The sequence below is a fragment of the Kitasatospora sp. NPDC059673 genome (genome assembly GCF_042734215.1).
GTDB lineage: Bacteria > Actinomycetota > Actinomycetes > Streptomycetales > Streptomycetaceae > Kitasatospora.
Genome location: NZ_JBHWEN010000008.1, coordinates 202,975 through 215,491 on the forward strand (window position 1 = coordinate 202,975; position 12,517 = coordinate 215,491).

The window sequence follows — 12,517 nt, forward strand, 5'->3', positions numbered from 1 at the left end:
CGTGTCGCCACACCAAGAAACCCCCAGCTCGGCAAGCTCCACTGGCTTCGGCCCCAATGAGTGGCTCGTCGACGAGATCTACCAGCAGTACCTCCAGGACCCGGCTTCGGTCGATCGCGCCTGGTGGGACTTTTTCGCCGACTACAAGCCCGGTACCGAGGTGACTCCCGTGACCCAGGCCGCAACCCCGGTCGGCGCCCAGCCGGCCCCTGTTGCCGCTCCCGTTGCTGCTGCCCCGGCCGCGCCCGCAGCCCCCGCTCCGGCCGCCGCCCCGGCGCCCGCGCAGCCGGTGGCTTCCGCGCCGCTGGCCGCCGCTCCCGCCGCCCCGCCCGCGCCGAAGGCCGCGGCTCCGGCCGCCGCCGCGAAGGCCGCCGCCGAGGGCCCGGAGCTGGTGCAGCTGCGCGGCCCGGCGAAGGCCGTGGCGTCGAACATGGATGCTTCGCTGGAGGTTCCGACCGCCACCTCGGTGCGCGCGGTGCCCGCCAAGCTGCTGATCGACAACCGCATCGTCATCAACAACCACCTGCAGCGTGCCCGCGGCGGCAAGGTCTCCTTCACCCACCTGATCGGCTACGCGCTGGTCCAGGCCGTGAAGGCCAACCCGGGCATGAACTACAGCTACAAGGTGGAGGACGGCAAGTCCTACCTGGTGAAGCCCGAGCACGTGAACCTGGGCCTCGCCATCGACCTGGTCAAGCCGAACGGCGACCGCCAGCTGGTCGTCGCGGCCATCAAGAAGGCCGAGACGCTCGACTTCTTCGGCTTCTGGCAGGCCTACGAGGACATCGTCCGCCGGGCCCGCGCCAACAAGCTGACCATGGACGACTTCACCGGCGTCACGGTCTCGCTGACCAACCCGGGCGGCATCGGCACCGTGCACTCCGTGCCGCGCCTGATGCAGAACCAGGGCACCATCGTCGGCGTCGGCGCGATGGAGTACCCGGCCGAGTTCCAGGGCTCCTCCCCGGAGACCCTGGCCCGCCTGGGCGTCTCCAAGATCATGACGCTCACCTCGACCTACGACCACCGGGTCATCCAGGGCGCGGCCTCGGGCGAGTTCCTCCGCTCGATCCACCAGCTGCTGCTGGGCGGGAACAACTTCTACGACGAGGTGTTCGAGGCTCTGCGGATCCCGTACGAGCCGGTGCGCTGGGCCACCGACGTGGCGACCACGCACGACGACGAGGTCAACAAGACCGCGCGCGTCATGGAGCTCATCCACTCCTACCGGGTCCGCGGTCACCTGATGGCCGACACCGACCCGCTGGAGTACATGCAGCGCAAGCACCCCGACCTGGACGTCACCACGCACGGCCTCACCCTGTGGGACCTGGAGCGCGAGTTCGCGGTGGGCGGCTTCGGCGGCCAGAAGATGATGAAGCTCCGCGACATCCTCGGCCTGCTGCGCAACACGTACTGCCGCACCGTCGGCATCGAGTACATGCACATCCAGGACCCGGCGCAGCGCAAGTGGCTGCAGGAGCGCCTGGAGAAGCCGTACACCAAGCCGGAGCGCGAGGAGCAGCTGCGCGTCCTGCGCCGGCTGAACTCGGCCGAGGCCTTCGAGACCTTCCTGCAGACCAAGTACGTCGGGCAGAAGCGTTTCTCGCTGGAGGGCGGCGAGTCGCTCATCCCGCTGCTGGACGCCACCATCGACGCCGCCGCCGAGCACCGCCTCGACGAGGCCGTCATCGGCATGGCGCACCGCGGCCGCCTGAACGTGCTGGCGAACATCGTCGGCAAGCCGTTCGGCAAGATCTTCGGCGAGTTCGAGGGCAACCTCGACCCGAAGTCGATGCACGGCTCGGGCGACGTGAAGTACCACCTGGGCTCGGAGGGCACCTTCACCGGCCTGGACGGCGAGACCATCAAGGTGTCGCTGGCCGCGAACCCGTCCCACCTGGAGACCGTCGACCCGGTCGTCGAGGGCATCGCCCGCGCCAAGCAGGACATCCTGGACTTCGGCGGCACGACCTTCCCGGTGCTGCCGATCCAGATCCACGGCGACGCGGCCTTCGCGGGCCAGGGCGTGGTCGCGGAGACCCTGAACATGTCGCAGCTGCGCGGCTACCGCACCGGCGGCACCGTGCACATCGTGGTCAACAACCAGGTCGGCTTCACCGCCGCCCCGACCTCCTCGCGCTCGTCGATGTACTGCACCGACGTGGCCCGGATGATCGAGGCGCCGATCTTCCACGTGAACGGCGACGACCCGGAGGCCGTGGTCCGCGTCGCGCGGCTCGCCTTCGAGTTCCGCCAGGCGTTCCACAAGGACGTCGTGATCGACCTCATCTGCTACCGCCGCCGCGGTCACAACGAGGCCGACAACCCGTCGTTCACCCAGCCGCTGATGTACGACCTGATCGACAAGAAGCGTTCGGTGCGCAAGCTGTACACCGAGGCGCTGATCGGTCGCGGCGACATCACCATGGAAGAGGCGGAGCAGGCGCTCCAGGACTTCCAGGGCCAGCTGGAGAAGGTGTTCGCCGAGGTCCGCGAGGCCACCGCCGCCCCGGCGCCGGCCGAGACCGGCCGCCCGGTCGCGAACTTCCCGGTGGCCATCCAGACCGGCATCTCCGCCGAGATGATCAAGCGGATCGCCGCCTCGCAGGTCAACCTGCCGGACTGGCTGACCGTCCACCCGCGTCTGCTGCCGCAGCTGCAGCGCCGCGCCGCCTCGGTCGAGGACAACACCATCGACTGGGCGACCGGCGAGGCGCTCGCCATCGGCTCGCTGCTGATGGAGGGCCACCCGGTCCGCCTGGCCGGCCAGGACTCCCGCCGCGGCACCTTCGGTCAGCGCCACGCGGTGCTGATCGACCGGAACACCGGCGAGGACTACACCCCGCTGATGTACCTGACCGAGGACCAGGCCCGCTTCACCGTCTACGACTCGCTGCTCAGCGAGTACGCGGCGATGGGCTTCGAGTACGGCTACTCGCTGACCCGCCCGAACGCGCTGGTCATGTGGGAGGCGCAGTTCGGCGACTTCGTCAACGGCGCGCAGACCATGGTCGACGAGTACATCGCGTCCGCCGAGCAGAAGTGGGGCCAGCACTCCGGCGTCACCCTGCTGCTGCCGCACGGCATGGAGGGCCAGGGCCCGGACCACTCGTCCGCCCGCCCGGAGCGCTTCCTGGCGCTGTGCGCGCAGGACAACATGACGGTCGCCATGCCGACCCTGCCGTCGAACTACTTCCACCTGCTGCGCTGGCAGGCGCACAACCCGCACCACAAGCCGCTGGTCGTCTTCACCCCGAAGTCGATGCTGCGTCTGAAGGCCGCGGCGTCCTCGGCGTCCGAGTTCATGAGCGGCTCGTTCCGCCCGGTGATCGGCGACAGCACGGTGGACCCGGCGCAGGTGCGCAAGGTGGTCATCACCTCCGGCAAGTTCTACTACGACCTGGAGGCGGCCCGGACCGACCGCGGCATCACCGACACCGCGATCGTCCGCGTCGAGCGCCTGTACCCGCTGCCGATCGCGGAGCTCCAGGAGGAGCTGGCCCGCTACGGCGAGGGTGTCCAGTTCGTCTGGGCGCAGGAGGAGCCGGCCAACCAGGGTGCCTGGCCGTTCATCGCGATGAACCTGGTCGACCACCTGCAGGTCGTCATCGGCCGCTCGGCCAACGGTGGCGCCCGTCTGCGCCGCGTCGCCCGCACGGCCTCCTCGGCCCCCGCGGTCGGCTCGGCCAAGCGGCACGCCGCCGAGCAGGCGGCCCTGATCGACGAGGTGTTCGCGCTCTGACGCGCTGACGCCCGCCAAGGCCCTGTCGGCCCCCGTCCCCGGTCTCCGGGGGCGGGGGTCGCGGCGTTTCCGGACTTCGTCAACGCCCTTGCCCCGCAAGGGGGCTGACGGATCGGTAGGTTGTCCCTGGTCGTTTTTCCACCACCGGGCCGCAGGGTCTCCAGTCGGGGCGCGGCCGGGCCGGGTTCACTCGCACCGAGGGGGATTCGCCGCATGACATCCGACCGTCCGCCGCACTCCGTCCCGCCTCCGCCGGTCTTCCAGCCACTGCATCCGGACGATCCGCGCGAGGTCGGCGGCTACCGGCTGTTCGCCCGGCTGGGCTCGGGCGGCATGGGCCGGGTCTATCTGTCGTACACGCCGGGCGGGCGGCCGGTGGCGCTGAAGGTGGTCCGCCCGGAGTTCGCCGAGGACGGCGAGTTCCGGCGCCGGTTCGCGCAGGAGGTGCGCAGCGCGCAGCGGATCCACGGGCTGTACACCGCGCAGGTGATCGACTCGGGCGGCCTGGACACCGGCGCGCCGTGGCTGGTCACCTCGTACGTGCCGGGGCCGTCGCTGCAGCAGGTGGTGCGCGAGCACGGGGCGCTGCCGGTGCGCACGGTGCTGCTCCTGGTGGGCGGCATCGCGGAGGCGCTGCAGGCGATCCACAGCGTCCAGGTGGTGGCCCGGCGCGACGACGCCCACCACCGCCTCCTCCAACGGCGCGCTCCCACCCGCGCCGTCGAGCCCCGCGCCGTCGGGCCCCGCGCCGAGCGTCTCCGACTCGCCCAGGGCGCCCGCGTCGGCGGGCGGCAGCTACCTCGCGGTGTACGAGAACCGGGAGCTGGCCTCGCCCGGCGCGGCGTACGGCTTCGACCTGCCGAACGGCCGGGTGGCACCGAGCGGGACGCCGGCCACGTTCGTGGACCCGACGTCGGACGGACTGTCGCTGGACACCGACTACGACCTGTACATCGGCAGGTCGGACCCGCTCACCCCGCAGCAGTGCTCGGACGCCATCGACCGGAGCCCCGGCGCCCACCTGAGGTGGGAGGACCTGCCGGTCGGGCGGCTGTTCTGCGTCCGCAGCCGTAAGGACCGCAGCGTCGCGGTGGTCCGGATCGTCAGCCACGAAGCGGGCTCCGACGCCGTCCGGATCTCGCTCGGCTACTACCGGTACGACGGCTGATCGGGGCGCACTATCCTGGGCGGCGGCGTACCAGAACCACCCACCGGAGCGAGTAACCGTGTACTTCACCGACCGCGGCATCGAGGAGCTGGAGAGCCGGCGTGGCGAGGAGGAGGTCACTTTCGAGTGGCTGGCCGAGCGCCTGCGCGAGTTCGTGGACCTGAACCCGGACTTCGAGGTGCCGGTGGAGCGGCTGGCCACCTGGCTGGCCCGGCTGGACGACGAGGACGAGGACTGACGCACCGTCACCAGCGCGGCCCGGCAGGCATTTCCGCCTCCCGGGCCGCTGCCGTTCCAGGGGTCGTCCTCGGGGTGGGGTCGGGGTCGGCCGGGGGTGCGGTCCGGGTCCGGTTCGGGGTCGGATCTCCTTGACTTCCGCCCGACGCGATATATCGTAAATATCAACGACAACGCGATACATCGCGTATGGGAGGACGGGGAGCCGGACATGTTCCAGCGGACGGTAGACAGCAGCGAGACCATCACCTTCGACGAGACCGTGCACATCCTGCACGTCCGGGCCGTCGACGGCACCGTGAACGTGGTCCCCACCGAGGGACCGGCCCGCCTCGAAGTGGCCGCCTTGGAGGGCGAGCCGCTCCAGGTGACTCTGCTCGACGGAGTGCTCACCGTCAGCTACAAGGACCTCAGCTGGGCCGAGTTCGGCGAGGCCGCGAAGTCCGTGCAGACCGTCAAGTCCTACTTCTCCGGCCTGCGCCGCAAGCGCCGGGTCGAGGTCACGGTGGCCGTCCCGGCCGCCGCCGCGGTCAAGGTCGGCACGGTCTCCGCGCACGCCACCGTCTCCGGCATCGCCGGCGAGGTCGGCGTGCACGGCGCCAGCGGCGACACCACGCTGGCCGGGCTGACCGGCCTGGTCTCCGCCAACACCGTCTCCGGCGACGTGGACGCCGAGGGCCTGTCCGGCGAGCTGAAGGTCAACACGGTCTCCGGCGCGGTCACCCTGGTGGCCGGCAGCGCCACCCGGATCCGCGCCCACTCGGTGTCCGGCGCGGTCACCCTCGACCTGGACGCCGCCACCCCCACCGACATCGGCGTGACCACCGTCTCCGGCCCGGTCGGCGTCCGGCTGCCCTCCTTCGCCGACGCCAAGGTCGAGGCCGGCACCACCAGCGGCACCCTCTCCAGCGCCTTCGACGAGCTCAGCGTCGGCGGCGGCTGGGGCTCCAAGAAGCTCTCCGGTCAGCTCGGCTCCGGCGCCGGCCGCCTCCAGGTGACCACCGTCACCGGCGCGGTCACCGTCCAGCGCCGCCCCGACGCGGAGGAGGACCGGCCGGTCAGGGAACTGCCCGCCGGCCCGCTCGACCTGACCAAGGAGGCCTGAAATGACCCCGGTGTTCGGCCACGGCCGGCTCCGCCTGTACCTGCTGAAGCTGCTCGACGAGAGCCCCCGGCACGGGTACGAGGTGATCCGCCTGCTGGAGGAGCGCTTCCACGGCCTGTACGCGCCCTCCGCGGGCACCGTCTACCCCCGGCTCGCCAAGCTGGAGGCCGAGGGCCTGGTCAGCCACACCACCGAGGGCGGCCGCAAGGTCTACCGGCTGACGGACACCGGGCGCACCGAACTCGCCTCCCGCCAGGACGAGTTGGCGGCCCTGGAGGCGGAGATCCACGACTCGGTCGGCCAGCTGGCCGGTGCCATCCGGCAGGACGTCCGGGACAGCGCCAAGGACCTGCGCGCCGAACTGTGGCAGCAGGCCAAGGACACCCCGGCCGCCGCCGGCGACCCGTTCGCCGGGCCCTGGCAGAACAAGGAGTCCTGGCAGCGGGCCAAGGAGCAGTTCGCCCAGCTCAAGGCCGAGGCCAAGGAACAGGCCCGGCGCGCCAAGGAGCAGGAGAAGGCGGCCCGGCAGCAGGCCAAGGCCGCCGAGGCGGAGGCCAAGCGGCTGCGCGAGCAGTCCAAGGCCGCCCGCACCGCCGCCCAGCAGGAGGCACTGCGGCTCAAGCGCCGGATCGAGGAGCAGGTCCGCGAGCACACCTCGCACGGCGACTGGTCCACCGGCCTCGCCGAGGGCCTCGCCGAACTCACCCGCGGCCTCGGCTCCCTGGCCGACGCCGCCCGCTGGGGCTCCCACGACACCCCGGCCGCCGAAGAGCCCGTCCGGATCGACCTCGACAAGGACCACGCCCCCGCCGATCTGCCGGACTGGGCCCGCACCGACCCGTCCGGCGACCCGGCCCGCGAACTGGAGCGCCTGCTCGACCGGTTCCGCGACCACGTCCGCGACACCGCCCGCGACCGCGGCGCGGACGCCGCCGGCCTGGCCCGCGCCCAGCAGGCACTGGCCGCCGCCGCCCGCGCCCTGCACGACCGCTGAGGCCCGAAGAGCCCCCCGACATGGGAACACCTCCCAGCCCCCCTCGGGGCTGGGGGAGGGTCGGGGGGCTCTTCGTCTTTCACCGGCTCAGGGCGTCAGCACCAGCTTGCCGAACACCTGACCGCGCTCCAGCTGCTCGAACGCCTCCCGGGCCTGTGCCAGCGGCCGCACCGAGTCGATCACCGGCCGCACCCCGGAGTTCGCGCACAGCGCCAGCAGGCCGGCCAGCTCCTCCTTGGAACCCATGGTCGAACCGACCACCTTCAGCTCCAGGAAGAAGATCCGGTTCAGCTCGGCGGCCTTCGGGCTCGGCCCGCTGGTCGCCCCCGAGATCACGATGGTGCCGCCCGGACGCAGCGACTTCACCGAGTGCGACCAGGTCGCCGCCCCCACCGTCTCCATCACCGCGTCCACCCGCTCCGGCAGCCGGGCGCCGCTCTCGAACGCGGCATCCGCGCCCAGCCCGACCGCCCGGGCCCGCTTGGCCTCGTCCCGGCCGGTCACCCAGACCCGCAGCCCCGCCGCCTTCGCCAGCACCACCAGCGCCGTCGACACCCCGCCACCGGCCCCCTGCACCAGCACCGTGTCACCCGGCTTCACACCCGCGTTGGTGAACAGCATCCGGTACGCCGTCAGCCACGCGGTCGGCAGGCACGCCGCCTCCTCGAAGCTCAGCTCCTTCGGCTTCGGCAGCAGGTTCCACGTCGGCACCGCGACGCGCTGCGCGAACGTCCCTTGGTACCGCTCGGTGAGGATCGACCGCGGCTCGTCCGGCCCCACCCCGTGGCCGCTCTGCCCGATCACCGAGTGGATCACCACCTCGTTGCCGTGCTCGTCCACGCCCGCCGCGTCGCACCCGAGAATCATCGGCAACCGCCCCGCCGGCAGCCCCACCCCCCGCAACGACCACAAATCATGGTGGTTCAACGTGGCGGCCTTCACCGTCACCACGCTCCACCCCGGCCGCACCTCGGGCTCGGGCAACTCCCCCAGCTCCAGCGCGCTCAACGGATCGTCAGGACTGATACGGGCGGCATAGGCAGCAAACATGCCCGGACCATAGCCGGGCTCCGCACGGATGTTAACCACGGCTCACTGTGAGACGACGCATATTGCGAACGCAGGCGGACGCGAAACCGGGGGCGCGGCGCGAAACGACAGGCGGGCGCGAAACCGGGGGCGCGGGGAACTGCGCGAGGCGGAAGGCGCCCACCGCAAGATCGCGACGCAGGACAGTGACCTGCACCTGATCGCGACCTTGCGGACGGGTACGTGGGGTCTCCCCGCGCCCCGGTTCTCACACGCGCGCGAGACCCTCCGCCTTCGCCGCCTCCGCGACCGCGCGGGTGACCGCCGGGGCGACGCGCTCGTCGAAGGGGGACGGGATGACCTTCTGCGGGGTCAGCTCGTCCGCGACGACGCCCGCCAGGGCCTTCGCGGCGGCGAGCTTCATGCCCTCGGAGATCCGGCTGGCCCGGACCGACAGTGCGCCGGCGAAGATGCCGGGGAAGGCCAGCACGTTGTTGATCTGGTTCGGGAAGTCGGAGCGCCCGGTGGCGACGACGGCCGCGTAGCGGTGCGCGACCTCGGGGTGGATCTCCGGGGTGGGGTTGGCCATCGCGAAGATGAAGCAGCCGGGCGCCATGGTGGCGACGGCCTCCTCGGGCACGGTGCCGCCGGAGACGCCGATGAAGACGTCCGCGCCGTTCAGGGCGTCCGCGAGGCTGCCCTTCAGGCCGGTCCGGTTGGTGAGCGCGGCGATCTCCGCCTTGGCGTCGGTCAGGTCGCCGCGGCCGTCGTACACCACGCCGCGGCGGTCGCAGACGGCGACGTCGCCGATGCCGGCGGCGACCAGCATCTTGGCGATCGCGATGCCGGCCGCGCCGGCGCCGGAGATGACGGCCCGCAGGTCGCCGATCTTGCGGTCGGTGACCTTGGCGGCGTTCCACAGGGCGGCGGTGCTGACGATCGCGGTGCCGTGCTGGTCGTCGTGGAAGACCGGGATGTCGAGCCGCTCCTGGAGCTGCTTCTCGATCTCGAAGCAGCGGGGGGCGGAGATGTCTTCGAGGTTGACGCCGCCGAAGGACGGGGCCATCCGGACCACGGTCTCGACGATCTCGTCGACCTCGGTGCAGGCCAGCGCGATCGGCACCGCGTCCACGCCGCCGAACTGCTTGAACAGGATGGCCTTGCCCTCCATGACGGGCAGCGAGGCCTCGGGGCCGATGTCGCCGAGGCCCAGCACCGCGGTGCCGTCGGTGACGACGGCGACGGTGTTGGCCTTCCAGGTGTAGTCGTTGACCAGCTCGGGCTTCTCCGCGATCGCGGTGCAGACCCGGGCGACGCCGGGGGTGTAGGCGAGGGACAGGTCGTCCGCGTCGCGCACCGGAACGGTGGCCCGGATCTCCATCTTGCCGCCGCGGTGCAGCGCGAAGACGGCGTCGACCGGGTCGTCCGTGCTCTGGGTGTCGGTGATGATCTCCGCTGCCACAATGACCTCTTCGTCATAGGCGAAGGCGCTTCCGACGGACTTCGACCCGTTCGCGCGCCGATGCGCGAAGACGGGCACGCCGTCGATGGCGTACCCGTGGCCGGGTCGGGGCGCTGCCGTCGGGCGGGCGCCCTCGGGTGAGGGTTTCGGTGTTCTGCGCTTTTTCGTCGGGACGCCGGCTTCGCACCATGCACCGGGTCCGTCTTGTTCCGCGTGGCCCCCGAAGCGAGGGGTCCGCAGGCACTCGCAGGAGTGAACGCAGACACGTAAGGGAGCTGGTGCCTCGGATACGGAGCCGGTGACGGCTTCCGTTCCTGCGCACCCCGGCCCTGTGGCGAACCGTCGGTCTGAGTTCTGCGTCGGGGGTCACCCGATAGCAGATTCTGACACACCCGCCACCGGGATCGTCGGGGTGGGATGGCAGTATCCGGTGTTCGACCACCGTTGTCCGGACGTTCCCACGCCTTTTCGCTCCGCGCCCGGACACCCGCCCACGCCCGGTCGCGCACACCCGCGCACCGGCACCGGCCCGCACCACCTCTCCACAGGAGGACCCCTCATGTCTCTCGCCACCAACCCCTCCGCTCCCGCCGCGAGACAGAACGCCAGACGGGACACAAGACAGCGCCTCGGCCTCGTCGCAGTGGCCGGTTCCCTGCTGCTGGCGGCCTGCAGCAGCACGTCCTCCTCCGGGGGTTCGGCGGCCCCGGATCTGCACGGGCAGCTGCCCGACCCGGTACGCAGTGCGGGGGTGCTGCGGGTCGGCACCGACCTGGGCTACGCGCCGATCGGGTTCAAGAACGCCGAGGGCCAGCCGGACGGTCTGGACGTGGACCTGGCGAACGCGCTGGGCCGGGTCCTGGGCGTGCGGGTGGAGTTCGACCAGGTGCCGTTCGAGCGCCTGTTCCTGGGCCTGCAGGGCCGCGAGTTCGACGTGGTGATGTCGGGCGTGACGGACAACCTGCAGCGCCGGGACGGCACCGACGCCAAGGGCATGAAGATGAACTCCGGCGTGGACTTCGTGGACTACTTCGTCACCGGCACCTCGATCGTGGTGGCCAAGGGCAACCCGCAGAAGATCGCCACGCTGGACGACCTGTGCGGGCGGACGGTGGCGCTCCAGCGCGGCACCGTGCAGGCGGTGCTGGCCGAGCGTCAGGTCACGGTGTGCGAGAAGTCGCGCAAGAAGCTGACGGTGCAGCAGACCGACACCGACGACCAGGCGCTGGCGCTGGTGGCGCAGGGCAAGGCGGCCGCCGACCTGAGCGACACCCCGGCGGCGGCGTACGCGGCGCAGAAGGGGCGCGGGGGCGCGCAGTTCCAGGTCGCGGGCGAGCAGATGCAACCGGGGCCGTACGGGATCGTGCTGTCCAAGGAGGACACCGTGCTGCGGGACACCCTGGCGAAGGCACTCGATCGGGTGATCCGCAGTGGTGAGTACGAGAAGATCCTGGCGAAGTGGGGTCTGGCCGCGGGAGCGGCGCAGAACGCGGTGGTGAACGGCGGCTTCTAGGGCCGCGGGTGGGACGGGGCCCGGGCCGGTGGCGGTCCTGGGCCCCGCTGGCTCCCAGGTGCATACTTATGCACAATGTGACATGGCCAGGCGAATAGTCCGAATAGCGGACACATGGTGGTCCTGTTATCCGATTTTGATCTGATCCGGGGCCTGATCAGGCCTTCACGGTGGCAGGATTCCCCACACATCGGATCCACGTGTCACCTCGGCGGAGGGTGGCGAGCACTGACCCCGCTGTACCCGCACCGCATCCCCCCAGGCGGCGCAGACCCCGTCCGACTCCCCAGGAGGATCCCCCTCATGACCCGTACCCCGCGCACCCGGCTGATCGCCGCGGCCGCCGTCCTCGCGACCGGTTCCCTTCTCCTGACCGCCTGCGGCAGCGCCACCAGCGACTCCGGCTCCGGCGGCGCCGCCGGCCCCGCGGCCATACCGGCCCAGGTCATCCCGGCAGCCTCCGCCGACCCGGCGCTGGCCGCCCTCCTCCCGGCCGAGGTCAAGGCCTCCGGCAAGCTCGTGGTCGCCGCGGACGCCTCCTACGCGCCCAACGAGTTCAAGGACGACAAGGGCAACATCGTCGGCATGGACATCGACCTCGCGGTCGCCATCGCCCAGAAGCTCGGCCTGACCGCGGACGTCCAGAACGCCGAGTTCACCGCGATCATCCCGGGCATCTCCTCGAACAAGTACCAGCTCGGCATGAGCTCCTTCACCGACACGAAGGAGCGCGAGAAGACCGTCGACATGGTCACCTACTTCACCGCCGGCTCGGCCGCCGCCGTGAAGAAGGGCAACCCGAACAAGATCGACCCGAAGGACCTGTGCGGCAAGAAGGTCGCGGTGCAGACCGGCACCACCCAGGCCGACGAGGTCAAGGACACCCTGAACCCGGACTGTGCCAAGGCCGGCAAGCCCGCCATCCCGAACGACGGCGACAAGTTCGTCCTCCAGACGGACGTCACCCAGGCCCTGATGGCCGGCCGCGACCAGGTCATGCTGGCCGACTCCCCGGTCGTCGACTACGCGCTGAAGCAGACCGGCGGCCAGCTGGAGAAGGTCGGCGACACCTACGACTCCGCCCCGTACGGCGTGATCGTCAACAAGGGCAGCGAGCTGACCAAGGCTGTCCAGGGCGCGATCACCGCGCTGATCGCCGACGGTACCTACAAGGCCGTCCTCGACAAGTGGGGCGTCGCCGCCGGCGCCGTCACCACCTCCGAGATCAACGCCGCCAAGAGCTGACCCTCCGCCCGCCCGAACC

The 12,517-nt window shown here is 71.2% G+C and carries 9 protein-coding genes and 1 pseudogene; 8 read left to right on the forward strand and 2 right to left on the reverse strand.

Annotation, left to right across the window (positions count from 1 at the left end; all coding sequences use genetic code 11):
* The first annotated feature begins 1 nt into the window (after position 1).
* The 6 genes and pseudogenes from ACFV18_RS12740 (at position 2) to ACFV18_RS12765 (ending at position 7,249) form a co-directional block, all read left to right on the forward strand.
* Complete coding sequence (locus tag ACFV18_RS12740) at positions 2 to 3,745, forward strand: multifunctional oxoglutarate decarboxylase/oxoglutarate dehydrogenase thiamine pyrophosphate-binding subunit/dihydrolipoyllysine-residue succinyltransferase subunit (RefSeq protein WP_380482283.1); 3,744 nt, start codon at positions 2 to 4, stop codon at positions 3,743 to 3,745.
* A gap of 213 nt (positions 3,746 to 3,958) precedes the next feature.
* Positions 3,959 to 4,414: pseudogene (locus ACFV18_RS12745) on the forward strand (phosphotransferase); the annotation flags it as partial.
* Between the two features lie 136 nt (positions 4,415 to 4,550).
* Positions 4,551 to 4,913, forward strand: a complete 363-nt coding sequence (locus ACFV18_RS12750) for a hypothetical protein (RefSeq protein WP_380482355.1) — start codon at positions 4,551 to 4,553, stop codon at positions 4,911 to 4,913.
* 58 nt (positions 4,914 to 4,971) lie between these two features.
* Positions 4,972 to 5,151 (forward strand): DUF6104 family protein, encoded by a 180-nt coding sequence (locus tag ACFV18_RS12755; protein WP_035866044.1) that lies wholly within the window; start codon positions 4,972 to 4,974, stop codon positions 5,149 to 5,151.
* Positions 5,152 to 5,361: 210 nt separating this feature from the next.
* Positions 5,362 to 6,255, forward strand: a complete 894-nt coding sequence (locus ACFV18_RS12760; RefSeq protein WP_380482285.1) for a DUF4097 domain-containing protein — start codon at positions 5,362 to 5,364, stop codon at positions 6,253 to 6,255.
* Position 6,256: 1 nt separating this feature from the next.
* Positions 6,257 to 7,249: a PadR family transcriptional regulator gene (locus tag ACFV18_RS12765; protein WP_380482287.1), complete on the forward strand. Its 993-nt coding sequence runs from the start codon at positions 6,257 to 6,259 to the stop codon at positions 7,247 to 7,249.
* Positions 7,250 to 7,336: 87 nt separating this feature from the next.
* On the opposite strand, the gene ACFV18_RS12770 is transcribed toward ACFV18_RS12765, so the two are convergent.
* Entirely contained in the window at positions 7,337 to 8,299 is a 963-nt protein-coding gene (locus tag ACFV18_RS12770) for a zinc-binding dehydrogenase (protein WP_380482289.1), read from the reverse strand.
* A 247-nt stretch (positions 8,300 to 8,546) separates the two neighbouring features.
* Positions 8,547 to 9,740 (reverse strand): NADP-dependent malic enzyme, encoded by a 1,194-nt coding sequence (locus ACFV18_RS12775; RefSeq protein WP_380482290.1) that lies wholly within the window; start codon positions 9,738 to 9,740, stop codon positions 8,547 to 8,549.
* 643 nt (positions 9,741 to 10,383) lie between these two features.
* Here ACFV18_RS12775 and ACFV18_RS12780 point away from each other — a divergent pair.
* Together ACFV18_RS12780 and ACFV18_RS12785 are read left to right on the forward strand one after the other, a co-directional pair.
* Positions 10,384 to 11,253 (forward strand): ABC transporter substrate-binding protein, encoded by an 870-nt coding sequence (locus ACFV18_RS12780; RefSeq protein WP_380482292.1) that lies wholly within the window; start codon positions 10,384 to 10,386, stop codon positions 11,251 to 11,253.
* A gap of 303 nt (positions 11,254 to 11,556) precedes the next feature.
* Positions 11,557 to 12,498: an ABC transporter substrate-binding protein gene (locus ACFV18_RS12785; RefSeq protein ID WP_380482294.1), complete on the forward strand. Its 942-nt coding sequence runs from the start codon at positions 11,557 to 11,559 to the stop codon at positions 12,496 to 12,498.
* Positions 12,499 to 12,517 lie beyond the last annotated feature (19 nt).

Bases quoted from the DNA above. Each gene is read 5' to 3' on its own strand.
- ACFV18_RS12760 (WP_380482285.1), top strand. From the start codon at position 5,362: ATGTTCCAGCGGACGGTAGACAGCAGCGAGACCATCACCTTCGACGAG.
- ACFV18_RS12765 (WP_380482287.1), top strand. From the start codon at position 6,257: ATGACCCCGGTGTTCGGCCACGGCCGGCTCCGCCTGTACCTGCTGAAG.
- ACFV18_RS12770 (WP_380482289.1), bottom strand. From the start codon at position 8,299: ATGTTTGCTGCCTATGCCGCCCGTATCAGTCCTGACGATCCGTTGAGC.
- ACFV18_RS12785 (WP_380482294.1), top strand. From the start codon at position 11,557: ATGACCCGTACCCCGCGCACCCGGCTGATCGCCGCGGCCGCCGTCCTC.